General features: G+C 67.6%; 19 protein-coding genes. 10 read left to right on the top strand and 9 right to left on the bottom strand.

Annotated features, from left to right (window positions below; all coding sequences use genetic code 11):
- Positions 1-12 precede the first annotated feature (12 nt).
- Together ACIPXZ_RS08180 and ACIPXZ_RS08175 are read right to left on the bottom strand one after the other, a co-directional pair.
- A complete protein-coding gene (locus tag ACIPXZ_RS08180) occupies positions 13-1797 on the bottom strand; it encodes a phospho-sugar mutase (RefSeq protein ID WP_400592209.1) in 1785 nt (594 codons plus the stop codon).
- Between the two features lie 3 nt (positions 1798-1800).
- Positions 1801-2595: a purine-nucleoside phosphorylase gene (locus ACIPXZ_RS08175; protein WP_400592725.1), complete on the bottom strand. Its 795-nt coding sequence runs from the start codon at positions 2593-2595 to the stop codon at positions 1801-1803.
- A gap of 173 nt (positions 2596-2768) precedes the next feature.
- Between ACIPXZ_RS08175 and ACIPXZ_RS08170 the strand changes: the two genes are divergently transcribed.
- The 4 genes from ACIPXZ_RS08170 to ACIPXZ_RS08155 all read left to right on the top strand — a co-directional run bounded on the left by ACIPXZ_RS08170 (position 2769) and on the right by ACIPXZ_RS08155 (position 7553).
- A complete protein-coding gene (locus tag ACIPXZ_RS08170) occupies positions 2769-4181 on the top strand; it encodes an NAD(P)H-quinone dehydrogenase (protein WP_400592206.1) in 1413 nt (470 codons plus the stop codon).
- A gap of 87 nt (positions 4182-4268) precedes the next feature.
- Positions 4269-4964: an alpha/beta fold hydrolase gene (locus ACIPXZ_RS08165; protein WP_400592204.1), complete on the top strand. Its 696-nt coding sequence runs from the start codon at positions 4269-4271 to the stop codon at positions 4962-4964.
- A gap of 146 nt (positions 4965-5110) precedes the next feature.
- A complete protein-coding gene (locus ACIPXZ_RS08160; protein ID WP_400592201.1) occupies positions 5111-6514 on the top strand; it encodes an MFS transporter in 1404 nt (467 codons plus the stop codon).
- A 160-nt stretch (positions 6515-6674) separates the two neighbouring features.
- A complete protein-coding gene (locus ACIPXZ_RS08155; protein ID WP_400592198.1) occupies positions 6675-7553 on the top strand; it encodes a cytochrome c oxidase assembly protein in 879 nt (292 codons plus the stop codon).
- 77 nt (positions 7554-7630) lie between these two features.
- On the opposite strand, the gene ACIPXZ_RS08150 is transcribed toward ACIPXZ_RS08155, so the two are convergent.
- From ACIPXZ_RS08150 to ACIPXZ_RS08130, 5 genes are all read right to left on the bottom strand, one after another.
- On the bottom strand, positions 7631-9403 hold the full coding sequence (locus ACIPXZ_RS08150) for an acetyl/propionyl/methylcrotonyl-CoA carboxylase subunit alpha (RefSeq protein ID WP_400592196.1): 1773 nt from the start codon (positions 9401-9403) through the stop codon (positions 7631-7633).
- A 127-nt stretch (positions 9404-9530) separates the two neighbouring features.
- Positions 9531-10178 (bottom strand): Maf family protein, encoded by a 648-nt coding sequence (locus ACIPXZ_RS08145; RefSeq protein WP_400592193.1) that lies wholly within the window; start codon positions 10176-10178, stop codon positions 9531-9533.
- Positions 10175-10585 carry a YbjQ family protein gene (locus tag ACIPXZ_RS08140; protein ID WP_400592191.1) on the bottom strand — a complete coding sequence of 137 codons (411 nt, stop codon included), beginning with the start codon at positions 10583-10585 and terminating at the stop codon, positions 10175-10177. Before ACIPXZ_RS08140 ends, ACIPXZ_RS08145 begins: the two co-directional genes overlap by 4 nt.
- Before the next feature lie 193 nt (positions 10586-10778).
- A complete protein-coding gene (locus tag ACIPXZ_RS08135; protein ID WP_400592188.1) occupies positions 10779-12179 on the bottom strand; it encodes a dicarboxylate/amino acid:cation symporter in 1401 nt (466 codons plus the stop codon).
- Positions 12180-12339: 160 nt separating this feature from the next.
- A complete protein-coding gene (locus tag ACIPXZ_RS08130) occupies positions 12340-14028 on the bottom strand; it encodes a DUF885 domain-containing protein (protein WP_400592185.1) in 1689 nt (562 codons plus the stop codon).
- Between the two features lie 145 nt (positions 14029-14173).
- Between ACIPXZ_RS08130 and ACIPXZ_RS08125 the strand changes: the two genes are divergently transcribed.
- The 4 genes from ACIPXZ_RS08125 to ACIPXZ_RS08110 are packed head-to-tail and all read left to right on the top strand — an operon-like array spanning position 14174 to position 17187.
- Positions 14174-14572 (top strand): molybdopterin-binding protein, encoded by a 399-nt coding sequence (locus ACIPXZ_RS08125; RefSeq protein WP_400592182.1) that lies wholly within the window; start codon positions 14174-14176, stop codon positions 14570-14572.
- Positions 14562-15359, top strand: coding sequence for a molybdate ABC transporter substrate-binding protein (gene modA, locus ACIPXZ_RS08120; RefSeq protein ID WP_400592179.1), 798 nt, complete (start codon positions 14562-14564; stop codon positions 15357-15359). The genes ACIPXZ_RS08125 and modA overlap by 11 nt, the downstream gene beginning before the upstream one ends.
- Positions 15360-15409: 50 nt before the next feature.
- Positions 15410-16177 carry an ABC transporter permease gene (locus ACIPXZ_RS08115; RefSeq protein ID WP_400592722.1) on the top strand — a complete coding sequence of 256 codons (768 nt, stop codon included), beginning with the start codon at positions 15410-15412 and terminating at the stop codon, positions 16175-16177.
- Positions 16174-17187, top strand: a complete 1014-nt coding sequence (locus ACIPXZ_RS08110; protein WP_400592176.1) for a sulfate/molybdate ABC transporter ATP-binding protein — start codon at positions 16174-16176, stop codon at positions 17185-17187. The genes ACIPXZ_RS08115 and ACIPXZ_RS08110 overlap by 4 nt, the downstream gene beginning before the upstream one ends.
- A 27-nt stretch (positions 17188-17214) precedes the next feature.
- On the opposite strand, the gene ACIPXZ_RS08105 is transcribed toward ACIPXZ_RS08110, so the two are convergent.
- Together ACIPXZ_RS08105 and ACIPXZ_RS08100 are read right to left on the bottom strand one after the other, a co-directional pair.
- Positions 17215-17466 (bottom strand): acyl-CoA carboxylase subunit epsilon, encoded by a 252-nt coding sequence (locus tag ACIPXZ_RS08105; protein WP_400592173.1) that lies wholly within the window; start codon positions 17464-17466, stop codon positions 17215-17217.
- A 9-nt stretch (positions 17467-17475) separates the two neighbouring features.
- Complete coding sequence (locus tag ACIPXZ_RS08100) at positions 17476-19059, bottom strand: acyl-CoA carboxylase subunit beta (RefSeq protein ID WP_400592171.1); 1584 nt, start codon at positions 19057-19059, stop codon at positions 17476-17478.
- A 272-nt stretch (positions 19060-19331) separates the two neighbouring features.
- On the opposite strand from ACIPXZ_RS08100, the gene ACIPXZ_RS08095 reads away from it, so the two are divergent.
- On the top strand, positions 19332-20234 hold the full coding sequence (locus tag ACIPXZ_RS08095) for a biotin--[acetyl-CoA-carboxylase] ligase (protein ID WP_400592168.1): 903 nt from the start codon (positions 19332-19334) through the stop codon (positions 20232-20234).
- Complete coding sequence (locus tag ACIPXZ_RS08090) at positions 20227-20817, top strand: PH domain-containing protein (RefSeq protein WP_400592165.1); 591 nt, start codon at positions 20227-20229, stop codon at positions 20815-20817. Before ACIPXZ_RS08095 ends, ACIPXZ_RS08090 begins: the two co-directional genes overlap by 8 nt.
- The last annotated feature ends 31 nt before the right edge of the window (positions 20818-20848 follow it).

Here is a 20848-nt window from a genome sequence, read left to right as displayed (position 1 = left end):
CTGAGCTCCTCGTCAGTCGTTGTGGGATTCGGGTGTGGTGATGTTCAATGCGCCGTGCAGGCCCCCCAGCACGGAATCCAGGCGGCGTCGTGCCTCCTGCTTGGCCTCGGGAAGTGCTTCGGCGCCCGCGACCGGGACGACGACCTCCAGATAGCACTTGAGCTTGGGCTCGGTGCCACTGGGCCGCACGATCACCCGGGTGCCGTCTTCGCTGAGGTACTTCAGACCGTCAGTGCCGGGAAGCTCGTCACTGCCCTCCGCCAGATCGACGGCGGCCACGATGGCGGATTCGCCCAGCAGCTGTGGCGGCGTGGCACGCAGCCCGGCCATCATGGTGCCGAGCAGGGCCAGATCGGCGACGCGGACGCTCAACTGATCACTGGCGTGCAGGCCGTGTTCAAGGGCCAGCCCGTCCAGGAGATCGAACAGCGTGCGGCCGTGGGCCTTCGCGTCGGCGGCGAGCTCGGCAAGCAGCAGGGCGGCTGAGATCCCGTCCTTGTCCCTGGCCAATTCCGGTGCCACACAGTAGCCCAGGGCCTCCTCGTAGCCGTAGACGAGCCCCGGCACGCGTGAGATCCACTTGAACCCTGTCAGGGTCTCCTGGTGGCGGTATCCCGCAGAGGAGGCGATCCGGGCGAGGAGCCGGGAAGAGACGATCGAGTTCGCGAACAGGCCGCTGGTATCGCCGTCGAGCCGACGCACCATGTGGGCGCCCAGCAGGGCGCCCACCTCGTCGCCGCGCAGCATCCGCCAGCCGCCCGCGCCTTCGGCCGCGGAGGGATCGAACGCGGCCACGGCGGCCCGGTCGGCGTCGGGGTCGTTGGCCAGGACGAGGTCTGCCCCGCGCTCGGCGGCGAGGGCGAGTGCGAGGTCCAGCGCTCCCGGCTCCTCCGGGTTGGGGAAGCTGACCGTGGGGAAGTCCGGATCCGGCTGTGCCTGCTCGGACACCTGTGTGACCTGGCCGAAACCGGCCTCCCGGAGGACCGCCTCGGTGGTCCGGCCGCCGACCCCGTGCATCGGTGTCAGCACGATGTCCAGTTCACGGGCCGGGAAGCGGCCGGGCTGTGCGAGTGCGACCACGGCATTGCGGTACTCGGCCTCGATCGTTTCCGGGAGGACCTCCCAGCCGGCCTCGGCCAGCACGATGTCCTCGGAGGGACCGACAGCGGCGATGGCCGCAGCGATCCTGGCATCGTACGGCTCCACGATCTGTGAGCCGCGGGCGCCCTCGGGGACGGCCCGGCCTCCGAGATACACCTTGTAGCCGTTGTCCTGGGGCGGGTTGTGGCTCGCGGTCACCATGACGCCGCCGTCCGCGTTCAGCGCCCGCACAGCGTAGGCCAGCAGGGGAGTGGGCAGCGCGGACGGCATGAGGAAGACCTCGAGGCCGGCCGCGGTGAACACCGCCGCCGAGTCGCGCGCGAACACGTCGGAGTTGTGCCGGGCGTCGAAGCCGACGACGACGCGCGGGCGGCTGCCCTGTCCGAGGGCTTCGCTGAGGAAAGCGGCGAAGCCTGCGGCGGCACGGCGCACCACCACACGGTTCATGCGCATGGGGCCCGGGCCGAGTGCGGCGCGGAGTCCCGCGGTGCCGAACTGGAGCGTCCCGGAGAAGGCGTCCTGCACTTCGGCACGCGCCTCGGCGGATCCACGCTCCGCCTCGTCCAGGAGTTCCAGGAGTCGCGCGGCCGTGGCCTGATCGGGGTCGCCGGCCGCCCAGGCCCGCGCCTGACGCGCAAGTTCAGCGGACAGCGGGGGTACGGATGCGTCGTCGTGCGCCGTGCTGTTTGCCGTCATGGTTCAGAGCTTGCCGATGATCTCGGCGAGCAGCGCGGAGATGCGCGGCCCGGCCGCCTGGCCGGCTTCCAGCACCTCGGCGTGGCTGAGGGGTTCCGGGCTGATCCCGGCGGCGAGGTTGGTGACCAGGGAGATGCCGAAGACCTCCATGCCTGCCTGACGGCCGGCGATGGCCTCCAGCGCGGTGGACATGCCCACGAGGCTGGCGCCGACGATCTTGGCCATCTGAACTTCGGCGGGGGTCTCGTAGTGCGGCCCGGTGAACTGGGCGTAGACGCCTTCGTCCAGGCTCGGATCCACTTCGCGGGCGAGGCCGCGGATGCGGGAGGAGTACAGGTCCGTGAGGTCCACGAAGGTGGCGCCCTCCAGCGGGGAGGCGGCCGTGAGATTGATGTGGTCGCTGATCAGGACGGGTGTGCCCGGCTTCCAGTTCTCGTTGAGACCACCGCAGCCGTTGGTCAGCACCAGGGTCTTGCAACCGGCGGCCGCGGCGGTGCGGACGCCGTGCGCAACGGCGCGGACGCCCTTGCGCTCGTAGAAGTGCGTGCGGGCTCCGAGGACCAGGGCCCGCTTGCCGTCCTTCGTGAGCACGGAGCGGATGGTGCCGGTGTGGCCCACGACGGCGGGGGCGTGGAAGCCGGGCACGGTCGCCGCGTCGAGGGTGTGGGTGGTCTCGCCGATCAGATCGGCTGCGCCGCCCCAACCGGAGCCCAGCACCAGGGCGACGTCGTGCTGCTCGATCCCCGTTTCGCGCGCGATGTGCTCTGCGGCGAGCTTCGCGGCCTCGAAGGGGTCCATCGTGTTCAAGTCCAAGGTAGTCACGGGAAAACCGTACTCGTAGCGCCGCGTTCTTGCCCAGCAGGAGCCCGGAGGGCCCCGGGGCGTGGCGTCCGTCACTTTCGGGCTCCCGCCGCCCGTGTGACGGTGCCGCGGCTGGCCGCGGTGTGCCGTCATACGACAGAATGGGGGACGTGAGCACCCATCCTGATTTCGCCGCGCCCCGTATCGCCGTCCTGGGCGGTGGTCCCGGTGGTTACGAGGCCGCCGCGGTGGCCGCCTCCCTGGGTGCCAAGGTCACCGTCATCGAGCGCAAGGGCCTCGGTGGTGCTGCGGTCCTGACCGATGTGGTGCCGTCCAAGACGCTCATCGCCACGGCGGACCTCATGGCGCGGGTCTCCGAAGCGCATTCCCTGGGGGTCCGCTTCGAGGTCGACTCCGGTGCACCCACCATGGTCGCGGATCTGGAACACATCGACCGCCGTGTCATGGAGCTCGCGCAGGAGCAGTCCGAGGACATCCGGCACAGCCTGGAGGACGCCGGGGTCAAGGTCCTGATCGGAGAGGGCGTGCTGCAGGACGGCCGCACCATCAAGGTCACCACGAAGTCGGGCTCGATCCGCACCGTGGACGCGGACGCCATCATCCTGGCCGTGGGTGCCCATCCTCGCGAACTGCCGAGCGCCAAGCCGGACGGTGAGCGCATCCTCAACTGGACCCAGCTCTACAACCTCACGACCCTGCCGGAAGAGCTCATCGTGGTGGGCTCGGGCGTCACCGGCGCCGAGTTCGCCTCCGCCTACAACGGTCTGGGCTCCAAGGTCACGTTGATCTCGAGCCGTGATCAGGTGTTGCCGGGCGAGGACAGCGACGCCGCCGACGTTCTGGAAGAGGTCTTCGAACGCCGCGGCGTTCGCGTGCTCTCCCGTTCCCGCGCCGAGAAGGTGGAACGTACGGACGACGGCGTGATCGTCACCCTGGGCGACGGCAGCAAGGTCACCGGAAGCCACTGCCTGATGTGCGTCGGGTCCATCCCGAACACCGAGGGCATCGGCCTGGAGAATGCCGGTGTCGCACTGACCGACTCGGGGCATATCAAGGTCGACGGCGTCTCCCGGACCACCGCCCCCAACATCTACGCGGCGGGCGACTGCACCGGCGTCTTCGCCCTCGCATCGGTCGCCGCCATGCAGGGACGAATCGCCGTCGCGCACATCATGGGCGACGGCGTGAAGCCGCTCAAGCTCAATGAAGTGGCCTCGAACATCTTCACGTCCCCGGAGATCGCCTCCGTGGGCGTCTCGGAGAAGGACCTGGCCACCGGTCGCTACCAGGGCGACGTGGTGCTGCTGCCGCTGAAGGCGAACCCGCGCGCCAAGATGCGCAACTCCAAGGACGGTTTCGTCAAGATCATCTCCCGCAAGGGCTCGGGCACCGTGATCGGCGGGGTCGTGGTGGGCCCCAACGCCTCCGAGCTGATCTTCCCCATCGCGCTCGCGGTGACCAAGAAGCTGCACGTGGACGACGTCGCCGCGACCTTCACGGTGTTCCCCTCGCTCACAGGGTCGATCGGCGAGGCCGCCCGCCGGCTGCACGTGCACCAGTAGCGACGCCGCAGCCGTCTCGTGGAGACGGTGGCCCGGGTGCCGGTGGATGCCTCGAATAGCGTCTGAGGCCCGGCGTAGTCTGGGCCCATGGATCTCCTTCTCATTCCCGGACTCTGGCTGGATGCCTCATCGTGGGACGCCGTACTGCCGGGGCTCGTCTCCGCCGGACACCGCCCCCATACCGTGGCCCTGCCCGGTCTGGGGGTCCCCGCACCGGAGTCCGCTGGCGTCACGATCACCGATTGGGTCGCGGCCGTGGTGGCGAAGCTCGACGAATTCGCCGGACCTGTGGTCCTGGTGGGTCACAGCGGCGGCGGGAACGTCGTCTGGGGTGCCGCGGAAGCCCGTCCAGACAAGGTGGCGAGGGTCATCTTCGTGGACTCGGTGCCTCCGCCTCCCGGCGCGAGCATCAATGACTTCGACGTGGTGGACGGGGTGATCCCGTTCCCCGGCTGGGAGTTCTTCGACGCCGAGGAGGTCGAGGACATTCCCGCCGAGGTGAAGGTCCGCGAGGCGGCGCGGACCCTCAGCGTCCCGGCCCTGGTGCCTTCCTCGCCGATCGAGCTCTCCGGAACCGCACGTCATCGCGTGCCTGTCACCGTGCTTTCCGCCGGCATGGACGCGACCGAACTGCGGGAAGCCTTGAGGAACTGGGGGCCGTTCGCCGCGGAGGCGGAGGCGATCGTGTCGCTCGAGGTCGTGAAGCTGGGTTCGGGCCACTGGCCGCAGTTCTCCATGCCGGGGCGTCTGGCCGGGTTGCTTGCCGAAGCGGCCGGCCACTGAGCGGTCTCATGAACGGAGTTCCATATTTTGGACATGATTGTCCATAGGGTGGACTCCGGTGGTTACCATGAACGCCCGAACATACCATCTGACCGGCCCGGGGGCGCCGGTCGACGGCACAGGACATCTGCAAGGAAAGCCGGACCATGTCAACCACACCTGCCAGTACGGGGTCTCCGAACGCGGCGCCAGCCGCGAACACGCGAGGCCGGGTCATCTTCGCAAGCCTCATCGGCACCACCATCGAGTTCTACGACTTCTACGCCTACGCGACGGCCTCCGTCCTGGTGTTCCCCAAGCTGTTCTTCCCGAACGCCACGGACATCAATGCGATCCTGAGTGCGTTCGCGATTTTCGGCGTGGCCTTCGTGGCGCGTCCCATCGGTTCAGTCCTCTTCGGCCACTTCGGTGACCGTCTGGGCCGCAAGGGCACCCTGGTCGCCTCGCTGCTGACCATGGGCATCGCGACCTTCCTCATCGGTTTCCTCCCACCCGCAGCGGGCGGCTGGATGGTCCTCGCCCCGCTGGCGCTGGTCATTCTCCGTTTCGCCCAGGGAATCGCCCTGGGCGGGGAATGGTCCGGTGCCGCGCTGCTGGCCACGGAGAACGCACCCGCGGGCAAGCGGGCCATCTGGGGAACGTTCCCGCAGCTGGGCGCCCCCATCGGCTTCATCCTGTCGAATCTGATCTTCGTCGCCCTGCAGACCTGGCTGACCCCGCAGCAGTTCCTCGACTTCGGCTGGCGCGTGCCGTTCATCCTCTCGGCCGTGATCGTGGCCGTCGGCCTGTACGTCCGTCTGAAGCTGGAGGAATCACTGTCGTTCCAGAAGGTCCTGGCCGAGGACAAGGTGGCACGGGTTCCCCTGGTGGACACCTTCAAGTACCACTGGAGGCCCGTGCTCGCAGGCACCTTCATCATGCTGGCCACCTATGTGCTGTTCTACCTGATGACCAGCTTCACCCTCACCTACGGAACGGCTCCGGATACGGCCGCCAAGGCAGCCGCCGCTGCCACCAAGGCCGGTAAGTCCTTCGACCCTGCGGCCTTCGTTCCGGGGCTGGGCGTCGACAAGACCCTGTTCCAGTGGATGCTCATCCTCGGTGTCGTGTTCTTCGGCATCTTCACGGTGGTCTCCGGGCCATTGGCCGAGAAGTACGGGCGCCGCAAGTTCCTCTTGTGGGTCACCTCGGGAATCCTCGTCTTCGGCCTGGCCTGGACGCTCATGTTCGGGCCCGGTGCCGGTGCGGCCATGGTGGGTCTGATCATCGGCTTCACCCTGATGGGGCTCACCTTCGGCCCGATGGCGGCCTATCTTCCGGAGCTGTTCCCCTCCAATGTCCGCTACACGGGCTCCGCGGTGGCTTACAACCTCTCCAGCGTGATCGGTGCGGCTCCCGCTTCGTTCGTCGCCATCGCCCTCTGGCAGGCCGGACACGGCAGCACGTGGATGGTGGGCCTCTATCTGGCCCTGGCCGCTGTGCTGACGCTGGTCGCCTTGCTCCTGACCCGTGAAACGGCGAATACGGATTTCGAGAACAACGTCGCCTGACGGTCCCGACCGTCTCCGTCTCAGACGCAGAGGCCGGGCCGGGCGCTGACACCTGCGGGTGCTGTGCCTGGGCCCGGCCTTTCGGGTCTAAGCTGGAATGTCACTCGGAGAACATTCCGGCCCTGGGGGTGGGGCCGCCGAGGAAGGTCCCACCTGAGCCATGCCACCGTTCAGCACGCTTGTCACCGCCTGGGGACTGAACGTGCCCGCACTGCTGCTTTCCGCCGTCGCCCTGGTCCTGTATCTGCGGGGCCTGAGAGCCTTGCATCGCGCGGGCAGCGGCTGGCGGCCCTTGCGCACCGTCGCGTTTCTGCTGGGCTGCCTGACGTTCCTCTATCTGGCGTGCGGCTTCCCGGGCGTCTACGGGCCACAGCTGCGCTGGGTCTTCATCATCCAATTGACCGGGTACATCTTCGTCGTGCCGCTGTTGATCGGCGCGGGCCGCCCTCTGGCGTTGGCCCGGGAAGGCCTGGGGGACCGGGGCCGACGCCGGGTGAACGCCTTCATGGGCAGCCGGGCCGTGCGTTTCCTCTCACATCCCGTGGTCGCACCACTGCTCGGGCTGGCGGTCTTCGCCTCCCTCCTGGGCCCGGGGCTGCATCTTCTCCGCAGCGATCCCGTGGCGACCTTGCTGCTGACCGTTCTGGCCCCGCTCGTCGGATTGCTCATGGTCCTCCCCGCCATCGAGGGGGAAGAGGGCGGTGCGAGCAGCGCCGTCATGGTCGTCGCGTTCATCTACGTGTTCATCGAATTGCTGGCCGACGCGGTCCCGGGGATTCTGCTCAGGCTGTCCGGCACCGTGCTGGATGGAGTGACCGCGCTCGGCCCCGGGGCGCTTCCCTGGTTCCCCGCCCCACTGCGGGACCAGCAGCTCGCCGGAGATCTCCTGTGGTTCGTCGCGGAGATCGTGGATCTGCCGCTCATCATCCTCATGATGGTTCGTTTCCACCGCACGGACCGCGAGGACGCTCGCGCCATTGACGAGCTCAGTGATGAGGAACTCGACGAGCTCAACCGGCGTCACCTGAACAGGTCCTGACGGCTCCGGAGACAGAAGAACGGCCCGGCCCCACTCCAGTGGGCCGGGCCGTTCTTCTGTCGTGTCAGCGCTCGCTGTCAGTCGGCGATCGTGGCGAGCACGGCTCCCGCGGACACCGTCTCGCCCGGCTGCGCGCTCAGACCGGTGATCGTGCCGGCCTTGTGAGCGGTGAGGGGCTGTTCCATCTTCATGGCCTCCAGCACGACCACCAGATCACCCTCGGCGACCACGTCTCCGTCGGCGACTGCCACCTTCACGATGGTGCCCTGCATCGGAGAGGTCAGGTCGTCGCCGCCGGCCACGCCTCCCGTTGCCGAGCCGCGCGGGCTCTTCTTGGCTTTGCGGGTCTTGCCGTTCTTGGCCGGAGCGGCGGAGAAGGAGGCGAACGACGCCGGCAGGCTGACCTCGAGGCGCTTCCCGCCCACCTCGACGACGACGTTCTGGCGCGGCTCGACGTCGTCCTCGGCTCCGGGGAGTCCCGCGAACGGTGCAATGTCATTGACGAACGCGGTCTCAATCCAGCGGGTGTGGACCTGGAAAGGACCCTCTTCGGGGGCGAAGGCGGGGTCCGAGACCACGGCGCGGTGGAAGGGGGTCACAGTCGGCATGCCCGTGATCTCGAGCTCGGCCAGAGCGCGGCGGGAGCGTTCCAGTGCCTGCTTGCGGCTCGAACCGGTCACGATCAGCTTGGCCAGCATGGAGTCGAAATTCCCGCTGATGACTTCGCCGGCCTGGATGCCGGAATCGACCCGGACGCCAGGTCCGGTGGGGTACTGCAGGGTCTCCACGGTGCCCGGAGCGGGCATGAAGTTGCGGCCGGCGTCCTCGCCGTTGATCCGGAACTCGAAGGAGTGTCCGCGGACCTCGGGGTCGTCGTAACCGAGCTCCTCGCCGCGGGCGAGACGGAACTGCTCGCGCACCAGGTCCAGGCCGGTGACCTCCTCGGAGACGCAGTGCTCCACCTGGAGGCGCGTGTTGACCTCGAGGAAGCTGATGGTGCCGTCCTGGCCCACCAGGAACTCGCAGGTTCCGGCGCCCTGGTATCCGGCCTCCTTCAGGATGGCCTTGGAGGACTCGTAGAGGCGGCGGTTCTGCTCTTCGCTGAGGAAGGGGGCGGGGGCCTCCTCCACGAGCTTCTGGTTGCGGCGCTGCAGCGAGCAATCGCGGGTGGAGACGACCACGACGTTGCCGTGGGCGTCCGCGAGGCACTGGGTCTCGACGTGGCGGGGGGAGTCCAGGAACTTTTCCACCAGGCATTCGCCACGGCCGAAGGCGGTCACGGCCTCGCGCACGGCGGACTCGTAGAGCTCCGGGATCTCTTCCAGCGTGCGGGCGACCTTCAGACCGCGTCCGCCGCCGCCGAAGACGGCCTTGATGGCCACCGGGAGACCACTCTCCTGAGCGAAGGCGATGATCTCGTCCGCGTCCTTCACCGGGTCCTTGAGGCCCGGGGCCAGCGGTGCCCCGGCCCGCAGCGCGATCTGCTTGGCCTTGGCCTTGTCACCCAGGGCGTCGATGGCCTCGGGGGAGGGGCCGATCCAGGTCAGTCCGGCGTCGATCACGCGGGCTGCGAACTCGGCGTTCTCAGCCAGGAACCCATAACCCGGGTGGACCGCGTCCGCCCCGGCGCGGCGGGCCACGTCCAGGAGTTTGTCGATCACCAGATAGGACTCGGCGGCGGTGTTCCCGCCCAGCGCGTACGCCTCGTCGGCGAGCTTGACGTGCAGGGCGTCACGGTCCGGATCGGCGTAAACGGCGACGGACTGGATGCCCTCGTCGCGGGCGGCTCGAATGACGCGGACTGCGATCTCGCCACGGTTGGCGATCAGCACCTTGCTCAGCTGAGTCATGGCAGGGAACTCCTTGAAATTGGCAACTCAGATCGACCTTAGTACCTCTTGGCGAGTTCCCCTGAGATTACTGGCGAATTCCGCGCGTGAACCCGCCATCCTTTGTAGGAGGTCTACAAAATCAGGCTCACGATCCCCAGAAGGAGGTGATGTTTTCGTCACAGTCTGCCAGCAGTCTGCGGACGGTGGAGACGGACAGCCCCACCACGGTGTGAGGATCACCGCTGACGGACTCCACGAAGGCCCCTCCCAGTCCGTCGATCGTGAAAGAACCCGCGCAGTGGAGCGGCTCTCCCGTGGCGACGTAGGCCCGGATCTCTTCCGCGGACAGCTCGGCAAAGCGGACCGTTGCGCTGTTCACCTCACCGAGGCCCGCGCAGGCGAGCGTCGTGGCGCCGTCGTGGGTGTCCGGTGAGGGGCTGATGAGCCAGTGGCCGGTGTGCAGCACGCCTTCGCGGCCGCTCATGCGGGTGATGCGCTCGATGGCGACGGCGGGTTCGTACGGCTTGCCGTGGGCCTCGCCGTCGAACTCGAAGACCGAATCGCAACCCAGCACGAAAGCACCCTGGGCGCCGGGGAGCGCAGCGACCACCTCGGCCTTCGCCTTGGCCAGCAGCAAGGCGGTCTCGGACGGCGTCGGAGACCCTGCCGCCGCGGTGACCGCGTCCTCATCCACGTGGGACACGATCGTCTCGAAACGGATCCCTGCCTCGCCGAGCAGCTTTGCCCGGGCCGGAGACTGGGATGCGAGGATCAGGCGCGGCGTGGCGCTCACAGCTGGGTGTTGCCGGGCTGGTTGTTCGGCTGCTGGCCCTGCTGGGTGAGGTAGGTGGACTGGCCGGTGGCGCCCTCTTCGCCCTCCTTGAGCGGGATGATGTAGACGGCCGTGCCGTAGGCGCAGACCTCGGTCCAGTTGCCGCCCATCTCGGAGGTGTCGAAGCGCATGGCGACGATCGCGTTGGCGCCGCGCTGCTGGGCCTCGTTGACCATGCGGCCCATGACCTCCTGGCGGCTCTCGTAGAGGGCCTTGGTCATCTCCGGCAGCTCACCGCCGCCGAGGGAACGGAACCCGGCGAGCATCTGGGATCCGATGTCGCGGGAGCGGACGGTCAGGCCCATCACCTCGCCGAAGACGGCGTCGATGCGGTGCCCGGGGACTTCGTTGGTGGTGACGATCAGCATGTTTAGAGCGTAGTACGAGATCGCCTCCCCGCGAGGGAACACTTCGTGCCCTTATGCCGGGGTTTTAAGGGCGCGAAGTGTTCCCTCGCGGGGAAGGGATGAGGTCCGGGAACACCGATGGCCCGCCGGCGAGCTGCCGACGGGCCATCCCGGCCCCTGCGGGCCGCGTGGTACGGAGAACCTGTTGCCGGTCTCAGCCGGCGTGGACGAGCTCCTTCTCGGAACCTTCCTCGGCGTCCTCGGACACCTCATCGGAGAAGGCGACGCCCTGGCGCGGTGCGTTGTAGAGATCCAGATCCAGGATCCCCTGACGCTTGGCGACGATGGTCGGGATCAGGGCCTGACCGGCCACGTTGACCGCAGTGCGGCCCATGTCCAGGATCGGGTCGATCGCCAGGAGCAGGCCGACGCCGGCGAGCGGCAGTCCGAGGGTGGAGAGGGTCAGGGTCAGCATGACGACGGCGCCCGTGGTGCCAGCGGTGGCCGCGGAGCCCAGGACGGAGACGAGGACGATCAGCAGGTACTGGCTGAAGTCCAGGTTGATGCCGAAGAACTGGGCGACGAAGATCGCGGCGACCGCAGGGTAGATCGCGGCGCAGCCGTCCATCTTGGTGGTGGAGCCGAGCGGCACTGCGAAGGAGGCGTAACCGCTGGGTACGCCGAGGTTGCGCTCGGTCACTCGCTGCGTGAGCGGCATGGTGCCGACGGAGGACCGGGAGACGAAGGCCAGCTGGACGGCCGGCCAGACACCGGAGAAGTACTGCTTGATCGACAGGCCGTGGCTGCGGACCAGGATCGGGTAGACCACGAACAGGACCAGTGCGAGGCCGACGTAGATGGCGACGGTGAACTTGCCGAGAGCGCCGATGGTGTCCCAGCCGTAGCTGGCCACCGCGTTGCCGATCAGGCCGATGGTGCCGATCGGGGCGATGCGGATGATCCACCAGAGGACCTTCTGGATCACGGCCAGGGCGGAGGCGTTGAAGTCCAGGAACTTGTCCGCCTTCTTGCCGGCCTTGAGCGCTGCGACGCCGACGGCGATCGCGAGGACCAGGATCTGCAGGACGTTGAAGTTGACGCTCGTGGAGGCCACGCCGTCGGTGATCTTGGTGCTGACTTCCAGGCCGAGGACGTTCTTGGGGATCAGGCCCTGGAGGAAGGCCCACCAGCTGCCAGAGCTGCCGCTGTAGCTGGCGCCGTCCTGGCTGAGCCCGGTGCCGGCGCCGGGCTGGAAGAGGACGCCCAGGCCGATGCCGATCAGCACGGCGATGAGAGCCGTGATGGCGAACCAGAGCAGGGTGTTCCAGGCGAGGCGGGCCGCGTTGGTCACGGCGCGCAGATTGGCGATGGAACTCACGACGGCGGTGAAGATGAGCGGCACGACGGCCGTCTTCAACAGGGCGACGTAGCTCGACCCGATGGTCTGAAGGGTGATGGTCAGCCCGTTCGGGGCGTCATGGGTGCCGCCGAGGTTCCTGGCCACGAGGCCGAGGATGACGCCGAGCACCAATGCGGCGATGATCTGGACGCCGAAGTTCTTCGCCCAGCGGGGGAAGCGGCTCGGAGCCTTGGGTGCGATGGTCTCTGTACTCACCCACAGGACAATAGAAATGCGCGTAACAATATTCCACTTTGCGTTGAGCAGTGTTACTTTTCCGCTCGAAAACTGAGAGTTTCCTCAACATCGGGAATAAACACGGCCCCGAAACCACCGGGTAGGGCGCGACTCGTGCCGCGCCCCACCCTGTCTGATGTCAGTCCAGCAGCGCCTTGCGGAGCACGTCCATGCCCACCGAACCGATGTTCAGCGCCTGGGAGTGGAACGCCTTCACGTCGAAGGCATCGCCTTCACGCTGCTGCCGTTCCTGCCGGATCTGTTCCCACAGCCGCTGCCCGATCTTGTAGCTCGGGGCCTGCCCCGGCCAGCCGAGGTAGCGGGTGAATTCGAACTTCAGCTGGCCTTCGCTGATGGGGAGATTGGCTTTGAGGAACTCGTAGCCCTTCTCCGCCGTCCAGGTTCCGGTTCCCCAGCGTTCCGGCACCTCCAGTTCGAGGTGGACGCCGATGTCGAAGACGACGCGAGCGGCTCGCATGCGCTGCATGTCGAGCATGCCCATGAGGTCCCCGGGGTCGGAGAGGAAGCCGAGTTCGTGCATGAGCTTCTCCGCGTAAAGGGCCCATCCTTCGCCGTGCCCGGAGACCCAGCAGATGTTACGGCGCCAGTCGTTGAGCAGTTCCTTGCGGTAGACGGCGGTCGCGACCTGAAGGTGGTGGCCCGGGACGCCCTCGTGGTAGACGGTGGTGGTCTCGGACCAGGTGGTGAACTCGTCCTCGCCCGGCGGGACGGACCACCACATGCGCCCGGCGCGGCTGAAATCGTCGCTCGGTCCGGTGTAGTAGATGCCCCCGTCCTGCGTGGGGGCGATCATGCACTCCAGGGTGCGCATCTGTTCGGGGATCTCGAAGTGGGTTCCCGCCAGGGCGGCCACGGCTTCGTCTGAAAGCCGCTGCATCCAGGCTCGCAGTGCATCCGTGCCCTTCAGCTGCCGTTCCGGATCCGCGTTGAGGATCGCCTTGGCCTCCTCGATCGTGGCACCCGGCTTGATGGCCTCGGCGACCTTCTCCTGCTCGGTGATCAGCCGTTCCAGTTCGCCGACACCCCAGGCGTAGCTCTCCTCGAGGTCGATCGTCGCGCCGAGGAACGTCCGGCTGGCGAGCGCGTAGCGCTCCCGGCCCACGGCGTCCTTCTCGGGGGCGGTCGGCAGGAGCTCGTCCCGGAGGAACTCGACCAGGGCGAGGTACGCGCCCCGGGCGAGCCGGACGCCGTCGTTCAGCTCCGCCCGCAGATCCTCCGTGAGCGGGCCCTTCGCCGTCGTGGCGTCGGCGGCCAGCTTGGCGAAGAATCCGTCCTCCGACGCGTATGAGGTGGCCTGTTCGATCGCGATCCATACCTGGCGTACGGCCGAGACGAGGTCCTGCGCTTGCGCGGTGCGCAGCGACTCGATGTATCCCTCGACGGCGGCGGGAACGTTGTGGGTGCGGGCGGCGATGTGCTTCCACTGCTCTTCGGTGTCCGTCGGCATCAGGTCGAAGACGGCGCGGATGTCCTGCACCGGGGAGGCGATGTTGTTCAGTTCCGCGAGCCGCCAGCCACTCGCATGGTGTTCCAGAGCGAGCCCGAGCCGCTCCCGCATCGCATCCAGGGTGACCTGGTCGACGGAGTCGTCCGCCTGAAGGGACTCGAGCTGGTCCAGGGTTTCCCGGTCCAGCCGGGCGAAGGCCTCATGCCCGGCGGGGGAGTAGTCGGGATATTCACTCTCGTGGCCGGGCAGCCCCAGGCTGGTGGCCGTGTTGGGATCGAGCTCCAGCAGGCGGGCGGTGTACTCGTCTGCTACGGAGTCGATGGCTGACTTGGTGCGCGTGGTGGTCTCAGTCACACTCATAGCGTAGGGCCTGTGTGAAAGAAGTGCTTGAAGTATCGGGCGGAAAGGTGCGGTCCGTACCGACGCAATCCTTCGCGTAGTCGCATTTGCGCGTGAATGATGATCAAAACTCCGCAAAATCCGGCTTCTTGGCTATGCTCGGCCCATGAGTGGAATCCGGATCAAAGACGCGGCGGCCTTCCTCGGCGTCAGCGATGACACCGTCCGGCGCTGGCTGGGCAGCGGGCTGCTGAAGACCGCAGGCGGAGAAGGGGTCACCGAAGTGGACGCCCTGTCTCTCGCCGCACTGGCCAGGGAACAGGCGGCTCAGCCGGCAGACCCCACCAATGTCGGGCGCTCGGCCCGCAACCGGATGGTCGGGCTGGTCACCAAGGTCATCTCCGACACCGTGATGTCCCAGGTCGAGATGCAGTGCGGACCGCACCGGGTGGTTTCGCTCATGAGCACGGAAGCCGTCACCGAACTCGGCATCCGGGAAGGCAAGGTGGCCGTGGCGGTCGTCAAGGCAACGAATGTGATCGTGGAGGTCCCCGATGGGAAATAAGGCAATCCGTAGCGCCGGCGGCAAAGCGGTGCTGACCGCCGGCGCGGTTCTTGCGCTGGCAGCATGCTCCTCACCGGGCACTGGCGCCACTGCGTCGCAGAGCCCTGCGGAGAAGAAGACCGTGGTGGTCTTCGCAGCGGCCTCCCTCAAGGGGACTTTCACAGCCCTCGCGGACCAGCTCAAGGCGGAACACCCTGAACTGGACGTCAAACTCAACTTCGCGGGTTCCCAGGACCTGGTGGCACAGATCAAGGCCGGGGCCAAAGCCGATGTCGTGGCGACTGCTGACTTGCCGACGATGGAGAAGCTCAGCAGTGCGGGATCCCTGGACGGGGCGGCACAGAACTTCGCCAGCAACACCTTGACCATCGCCGTGCCGCCGTCGAACCCGGCACACATCACCCAGCTGAGCGACCTCGCCAAATCCGGGACCAAGACGGTGCTCTGTGCTCCGCAGGTTCCTTGTGGAGCCGCGAGCCAGAAGGTGGAGAAGGCCGCCGGGCTGAGCATCAAAGCGGTCAGCGAGGAGCTCTCCGTCAGTGATGTGCTGGGCAAGGTGTCCTCGGGTGAAGCCGATGCCGGACTCGTCTACCGCACGGATGTCCAGGGCGCCAAGGGCAAGGTGACGGGAATCGACTTCCCTCAGAGCTCCTCCGCCGTGAACGTCTACGCCATCGCCAAGGTGCAGGGCTCTCCCGATCCGGAGGGCGGCAAGCTCTTCCTCGATCAGGTGACCTCCGCGGCGGGGCAGTCCGTCCTGAGCAAGGCAGGTTTCGGCAAGCCGTGAGTTCTTCTGGAGGCCGAGCGGGCTTCCGTCTGAACGGCGTGCCATCGTGGATGGTGCTGCTGGCTTTGGCGGGTCTGGCGTTCATCCTGGTGCCGCCCTTCGCGATGGCGCTGAAAGTGGACTGGGCGCACTTCATCCCGCTCGTCACCAGCGAGGAGTCCCTGGAGGCGTTGGGACTCAGCCTCCGTACGGCGTGTCTGAGCACGGGCCTCTGTCTCCTTCTCGGCGTGCCGCTCGCCGCTTTGCTCTCTCGCGCGGAATTCCCCGGCAAGCGCATCCTGAGGTCCTTGGTGCTCCTGCCGCTCGTGGTGCCTCCCGTCGTCGGCGGCCTCGCCTTGCTGTACGCCTTCGGCCGCTACGGACTCCTCGGACAGCCGCTGCGGGCCCTCGGGCTGGAGATCTCCTTCAGCACCACCGCCGTGGTCCTCGCTCAGGCTTTCGTCTCGCTGCCGTATCTCGTCCTGAGCGTTGAAGGCGCCCTCTCCAGCACCGAGACGGGCTACGAACGGGTGGCCGCCACGCTCGGAGCGGGTCCCGCCATGACCTGGTGGCGAGTGACCCTTCCGCTGGTCCTTCCGGGCCTCCTGTCGGGCACGGTCCTCGCGTTCGCCCGGTGCCTCGGGGAGTTCGGTGCGACGCTGACCTTCGCGGGGAACCTGGAGGGTGTGACCCGGACACTGCCTTTGCAGATCTACCTCACGCGGGAAAGCGACCCCGACGCCGCGGCCGCGTTGTCACTGCTGCTGGTCGCGGTGGCGATCCTCGTCGTCGGCTTTGCCCACGGCCCTTGGTTCAGGCGGCAGGGGAGAACGGCATGACCACGCAAGACTTTCTCACGGTGGAGATCTCCGTCGCCTCGCGCGGCCTCGACGTGTCGCTGGGCCTCGAACATGGCCGGACACTGGCACTCATGGGACCCAACGGCGCCGGGAAATCCTCGCTGGCCGCGGCGCTGGCCGGGACCCTCGGAAGGGTGCCGGGCGGAGTCACCGGCCGGGTCGAGCTGGGCGGGCGGACCCTGCTGGACAGCTCGGCGGGAGTCCGGGTCCCCGCCCACCGCAGATCGGTGGCGCTCATGGCGCAGGCTCCCTTGCTCTTCCCCCACCTGACCGCGCTGGAGAACGTCGCCTTCGGACGGAAGGCGCAAGGAGAACGACGAACGCAGGCCCGCGAGACCGCTCGCGTCTGGTTGTCGAAGGTCGGCGCGGAGCAGTTCTCGGCAAGTCGCCCCTGGCAGCTCTCCGGAGGGCAGGCCCAGACGGTCGCACTCGCACGCGCGCTGGCCACCGAGCCCCGCTTGCTGATCCTGGATGAACCGCTCAACGCGCTCGACGTGACGGCCTCCACCCGGATGCGCAGCAGTCTCCGGACGTTGCTGGCGGAGCAGAGTTCGATTCTGATCACGCATGAGATCCTCGACGCCCTCACCCTCGCAGACCACACCGCGATCCTGCATGAAGGGCGTGTGGTCGCCTCCGGCCCGACCCGCGAGCTTTTCACCCGGCCTCCCAACGTCTTCGCCGCTCGCCTGGCCGGGCTCAACCTGATCCGGTCCGGTCCGGAGTCGCTCGCCTTCCGTGCCGCCGACGTCGCGGTATCGGCCGGCGAGCCGGACGGTGCGGCCGAGGGAGTCCGTTATCCGGTACGCGTGCTCGCGCTGGAGCCGCGCGGCGAACATGCGCTGCTCCGGGCGGTCGGAACGGGTGGTCCGGCAGCCGGCGTCGAGCTGGACGCGGAGGTCGATGCGCAGTTGATCTCGGGACTGGACACCGCCCCCGGGGCAACGCTGTGGTTCAGTGTGCGTGCAGGAGATCTGCGCGAATACTGAGACGGACGCCTCGCCCCGATCGGCGGATCAGCGGCCCGAGCGGCGCCAGGCGCCGGGGCCGGCCTTCAACGGGACGTTGAACTGAGCCCGGCGGCGCCAGAAGCGCTCCGAGTGGCGCGGTGCGTCCGCGGATTCCGCGTCCGCCGTCGTTGCGAGGGCGCCGACGACGGCGGACAGAGCGGCGAGCTCCTCGGCCGTCGGATCGCCCTTGGTCACCGTCAGGAACGGCTGGGCGGCGGAGGTCTCCGGACCGGCGTCGCCGGTGCTGTTCGTTGCCATGATGTGTCCTTAGAGCGGAATGTTGCCGTGCTTCTTGGCGGGCAGAGCGGCGCGTTTGTCCCGCAGGGCCCGCAGACCGCGGATGAGCTGCACGCGTGTCTCGCTCGGCGCGATGACGGCATCGATGTAGCCCAGTTCCGCTGCCTGGTAGGGGTTGAGCAGCTCATCCTCGTACTGCCGGATGACCTCGGCGCGCTTGGCCTCGACGTCGCCGCCCTCAGCCTGAACGGCGGCCAGATCGCGGCGGTACAGGATGTTCACTGCGCCCTGGGCGCCCATGACGCCGATCTGGGCGGTGGGCCACGCCAGGTTCAGATCCGCTCCGAGTTTCTTCGAGCCCATCACGATGTACGCGCCGCCGTAGGCCTTGCGCGTGATGACGGTCAGCTTCGGCACGGTCGCCTCAGCGTAGGCGTAGAGCAGCTTGGCACCACGCCGGATGATGCCCTGGAACTCCTGGTCCTTGCCGGGCAGGAAGCCCGGCACGTCCACCAGGGTGACGATCGGGATGTTGAAGGCGTCGCAATGACGGACGAAGCGGGCCGCCTTCTCCGAAGCGGAGATGTCCAGCGTGCCGGCGAACTGCATCGGCTGGTTGGCCACGATGCCCACGGTGTGGCCCTCGACCCGGCCGTAGCCGATGATCACGTTCGGTGCGTAGAGGGCCTGCATCTCCAGGAAGTGGCCGTCGTCCACGAGGTTCTCGATGACCCGGCGCATGTCATAGGGGTGGTTGGCCGAGTCCGGGATGAGGGCGTCCAGGGCCAGATCGTCCTCGTTCACCTCCAACTCCTGCTCGTGCTCCAGGAGGGGGGCTTCGGCCAGATTGTTGCTCGGCAGGAAGTCCAGCAGCTCGCGGACGAACTCGATGGCGTCGGCCTCGTCGCTGGCCAGGTAGGTGGAGGTGCCGGTGGTGGTGTTGTGCTGGCGGGCGCCGCCCAGGGTCTCCATGTCCACGTCCTCGCCGGTGACGGTCTTGATGACGTCCGGGCCGGTGATGAACATGTGGCTGGTCTTGTCGACCATGACCACGTAGTCGGTCAGGGCGGGGGAGTAAGCCGCGCCGCCCGCGCAGGGGCCCATGATGAGAGAGATCTGCGGGACCACGCCCGAGGCGTGCACGTTGTTGCGGAAGATGTCGGCGAACATGGCCAGGGAGGCGACGCCCTCCTGGATGCGGGCGCCCCCGCCGTCGTTGATACCGATCACGGGGCAGCCGTTGCGCAGGGCGAACTCCTGCACTTTGACGATCTTCTCGCCGTTGACCTGGCTCAGCGAACCGCCGTAGACGCTGAAGTCCTGGCTGTAGAGGGCCACGAGGCGGCCGTCCACGGTGGCGTAGCCGGACACCACGCCGTCACCCAGAGGCTTCTTCTTCTCCATTCCGAAGGCGGTGGAGCGGTGCGTGGCCAGAGCATCGAACTCCACGAACGAGCCCTCGTCCACGAGCAGGTCGATGCGCTCGCGGGCCGTGTTCTTGCCTCGGGCGTGCTGCTTCTCGATGGCTTCTTCCCCGGACGGGGCCAGGGACCGCGCCTGGCGGTCCCGGAAGTCGGCGATCTTCCCTGCAGTGGTGGCAAGGTCGTGGCTCATGGTCCTCACTTCCGGTCCCGGCATCGCTGCCTGTAACGCTTCTGGGCGGCTTGTGCACACTCGACAAGCCTGAGAGCCAGTTTAGCCACGTCGATGCCTGGAACCTCTGTAGAAAACCTACAAATTCGGACCCGGAGCTCTTGGGTGTCGTCTGAGGGTCCCTCGTGGAACCGGACGATTCCCCGCCCAGCGCGGTCCGGTGCCGCACGAATCAGTGAAAGCAGGTGGGACGGGCGCCCGGACCTCCTCGGCCCCGTGGCTAGGATTGAGGCATGGAGAACGCACAGGGACATCCGGACGAAGGCAGGGAGCCGTTCGACGTCGCGATGGCCCGGAACGGGCTCGTCAGCTCCCTCGGTCTGTCCCGCATGGATTTCGTGGAGAGCACCGGATCCACCAACACCGACCTCCTGGCGGCTCTGGCCGCTGAGCCGGCCACGAGTCATCCGGATCTGAGCGTCCTCATCGCCGATCACCAGGACGCGGGTCGCGGCCGTCTGGACCGGCAGTGGCAGGCGCCTCCCAGGGCCGCCCTGGCGATCTCCCTGGTGCTCCGACCGGTCAACGCGCAAGGGCTCCCTTTGGCGAGCGACCGCTACTCCTGGTTCTCCTTGCTTGCCGCCGAAGCCTGGCGTGAGGCGCTCGTGGACGTCTGCGGCCTTCGCGTGCAGGTGAAGTGGCCCAACGACCTGATGTCGGGTGAGAAGAAGCTGGCAGGCATCCTGGCGCAGCTGTACTTCCCCTCGGACGGCGCCCCGCCCGTCGTCGTGCTCGGCACCGGGGTGAACGTGAGTCTGGACGAGGACGAGCTGCCCGTCCCCACTGCGACGTCCCTGCGGCTTCTGGGCGCCGGGTCGCTGGACCGGAATACACTGGTGGCCGGCTATCTGCGGCGCTTCACGGCCTTGTACCGGGACTACTGCAATGCGGACGGCGATCCGGAGGCCGGCCTCGCGGGCGACGGCTCGGTCCTTCACCGGCTCACCCAGGCCACCGTCACCCTGGGCCGCACCGTCCGGGCCCAGCTGCCGGGTGACCGTGAGGTGATCGGTGTGGCGGAACGGCTCGATCACGACGGTTCCCTGGTGGTCCGTGACGAGGGCGGCACCGTCCACACCGTGACGGCGGGCGATGTGATCCATCTGCGCCCACACCGTCCGGACGGTCATGCGTAAGACACTCCTGCCGGGTGAACAACTCATCTGCACCACCAGACCGCAAGCCCGTGCCCTCATCTGGCCGGTGATCCTCTGCCTCCTCTGCCTGGCGGCGGCCTCTTTCGCCGCGAGCTGGCTCCTGCGGGGGAATCTCAGCAGACTGTGGTCCTGGGTACCGCAGCAGAGCGAACCGTACCTTGCGCTGGCGTGCGGACTCGCCGCCGTCGCCTTGGTGCTGTTCCACACCCTGCCCAGGATTCTGGCCTGGAACGGCACCCGTTACGTCCTCACCAGCCAGCGGCTCATGATCCAGACAGGCGTACTGGGCAAGGTGACACGGCAGTACTTCCTGGCCAGCGTTCAGGACATGGCGGTGCGGCAGGAACTTCTCCAGCGTCCCCTGCGTTCCGGGACTATAACCTTGGAACTGCGCCATACGGGGTACGGAGTGCTGAACGATGTGCCCGAGGTGGAGAAGTTCCGCGGCTTCGTCCAGGAGGCCATCGACAAGCTGCCGCCGGGGGTCATCTATCCGGATGACACGGTGGACGATTTCCAAGACCCTGCATTGCCCTGGGAACTGAGAGAAGGTGGAGAGTGAGCGAGGAGAACGCCGTGACGGAGGACAGCAC

The organism is Arthrobacter sp. NPDC090010 (assembly GCF_044748305.1).
Taxonomy (GTDB): Bacteria; Actinomycetota; Actinomycetes; order Actinomycetales; family Micrococcaceae; genus Arthrobacter_E.
Note: the sequence above shows the minus strand (reverse complement) of the source record. Positions and strands in the feature narration are given on the sequence as shown.

What these genes read in the sequence shown, in the direction of transcription:
- ACIPXZ_RS08180 (WP_400592209.1), bottom strand. Translation starts at nt 1,797, where the DNA reads ATGACGGCAAACAGCACGGCGCACGACGACGCATCCGTACCCCCGCTG.
- ACIPXZ_RS08175 (WP_400592725.1), bottom strand. Translation starts at nt 2,595, where the DNA reads ATGGACCCCTTCGAGGCCGCGAAGCTCGCCGCAGAGCACATCGCGCGC.
- ACIPXZ_RS08165 (WP_400592204.1), top strand. Translation starts at nt 4,269, where the DNA reads ATGGATCTCCTTCTCATTCCCGGACTCTGGCTGGATGCCTCATCGTGG.
- ACIPXZ_RS08160 (WP_400592201.1), top strand. Translation starts at nt 5,111, where the DNA reads ATGTCAACCACACCTGCCAGTACGGGGTCTCCGAACGCGGCGCCAGCC.
- ACIPXZ_RS08155 (WP_400592198.1), top strand. Translation starts at nt 6,675, where the DNA reads ATGCCACCGTTCAGCACGCTTGTCACCGCCTGGGGACTGAACGTGCCC.
- ACIPXZ_RS08150 (WP_400592196.1), bottom strand. Translation starts at nt 9,403, where the DNA reads ATGACTCAGCTGAGCAAGGTGCTGATCGCCAACCGTGGCGAGATCGCA.
- ACIPXZ_RS08140 (WP_400592191.1), bottom strand. Translation starts at nt 10,585, where the DNA reads ATGCTGATCGTCACCACCAACGAAGTCCCCGGGCACCGCATCGACGCC.
- ACIPXZ_RS08130 (WP_400592185.1), bottom strand. Translation starts at nt 14,028, where the DNA reads ATGAGTGTGACTGAGACCACCACGCGCACCAAGTCAGCCATCGACTCC.
- ACIPXZ_RS08125 (WP_400592182.1), top strand. Translation starts at nt 14,174, where the DNA reads ATGAGTGGAATCCGGATCAAAGACGCGGCGGCCTTCCTCGGCGTCAGC.
- modA (WP_400592179.1), top strand. Translation starts at nt 14,562, where the DNA reads ATGGGAAATAAGGCAATCCGTAGCGCCGGCGGCAAAGCGGTGCTGACC.
- ACIPXZ_RS08115 (WP_400592722.1), top strand. Translation starts at nt 15,410, where the DNA reads ATGGTGCTGCTGGCTTTGGCGGGTCTGGCGTTCATCCTGGTGCCGCCC.
- ACIPXZ_RS08110 (WP_400592176.1), top strand. Translation starts at nt 16,174, where the DNA reads ATGACCACGCAAGACTTTCTCACGGTGGAGATCTCCGTCGCCTCGCGC.
- ACIPXZ_RS08105 (WP_400592173.1), bottom strand. Translation starts at nt 17,466, where the DNA reads ATGGCAACGAACAGCACCGGCGACGCCGGTCCGGAGACCTCCGCCGCC.
- ACIPXZ_RS08100 (WP_400592171.1), bottom strand. Translation starts at nt 19,059, where the DNA reads ATGAGCCACGACCTTGCCACCACTGCAGGGAAGATCGCCGACTTCCGG.
- ACIPXZ_RS08095 (WP_400592168.1), top strand. Translation starts at nt 19,332, where the DNA reads ATGGAGAACGCACAGGGACATCCGGACGAAGGCAGGGAGCCGTTCGAC.
- ACIPXZ_RS08090 (WP_400592165.1), top strand. Translation starts at nt 20,227, where the DNA reads ATGCGTAAGACACTCCTGCCGGGTGAACAACTCATCTGCACCACCAGA.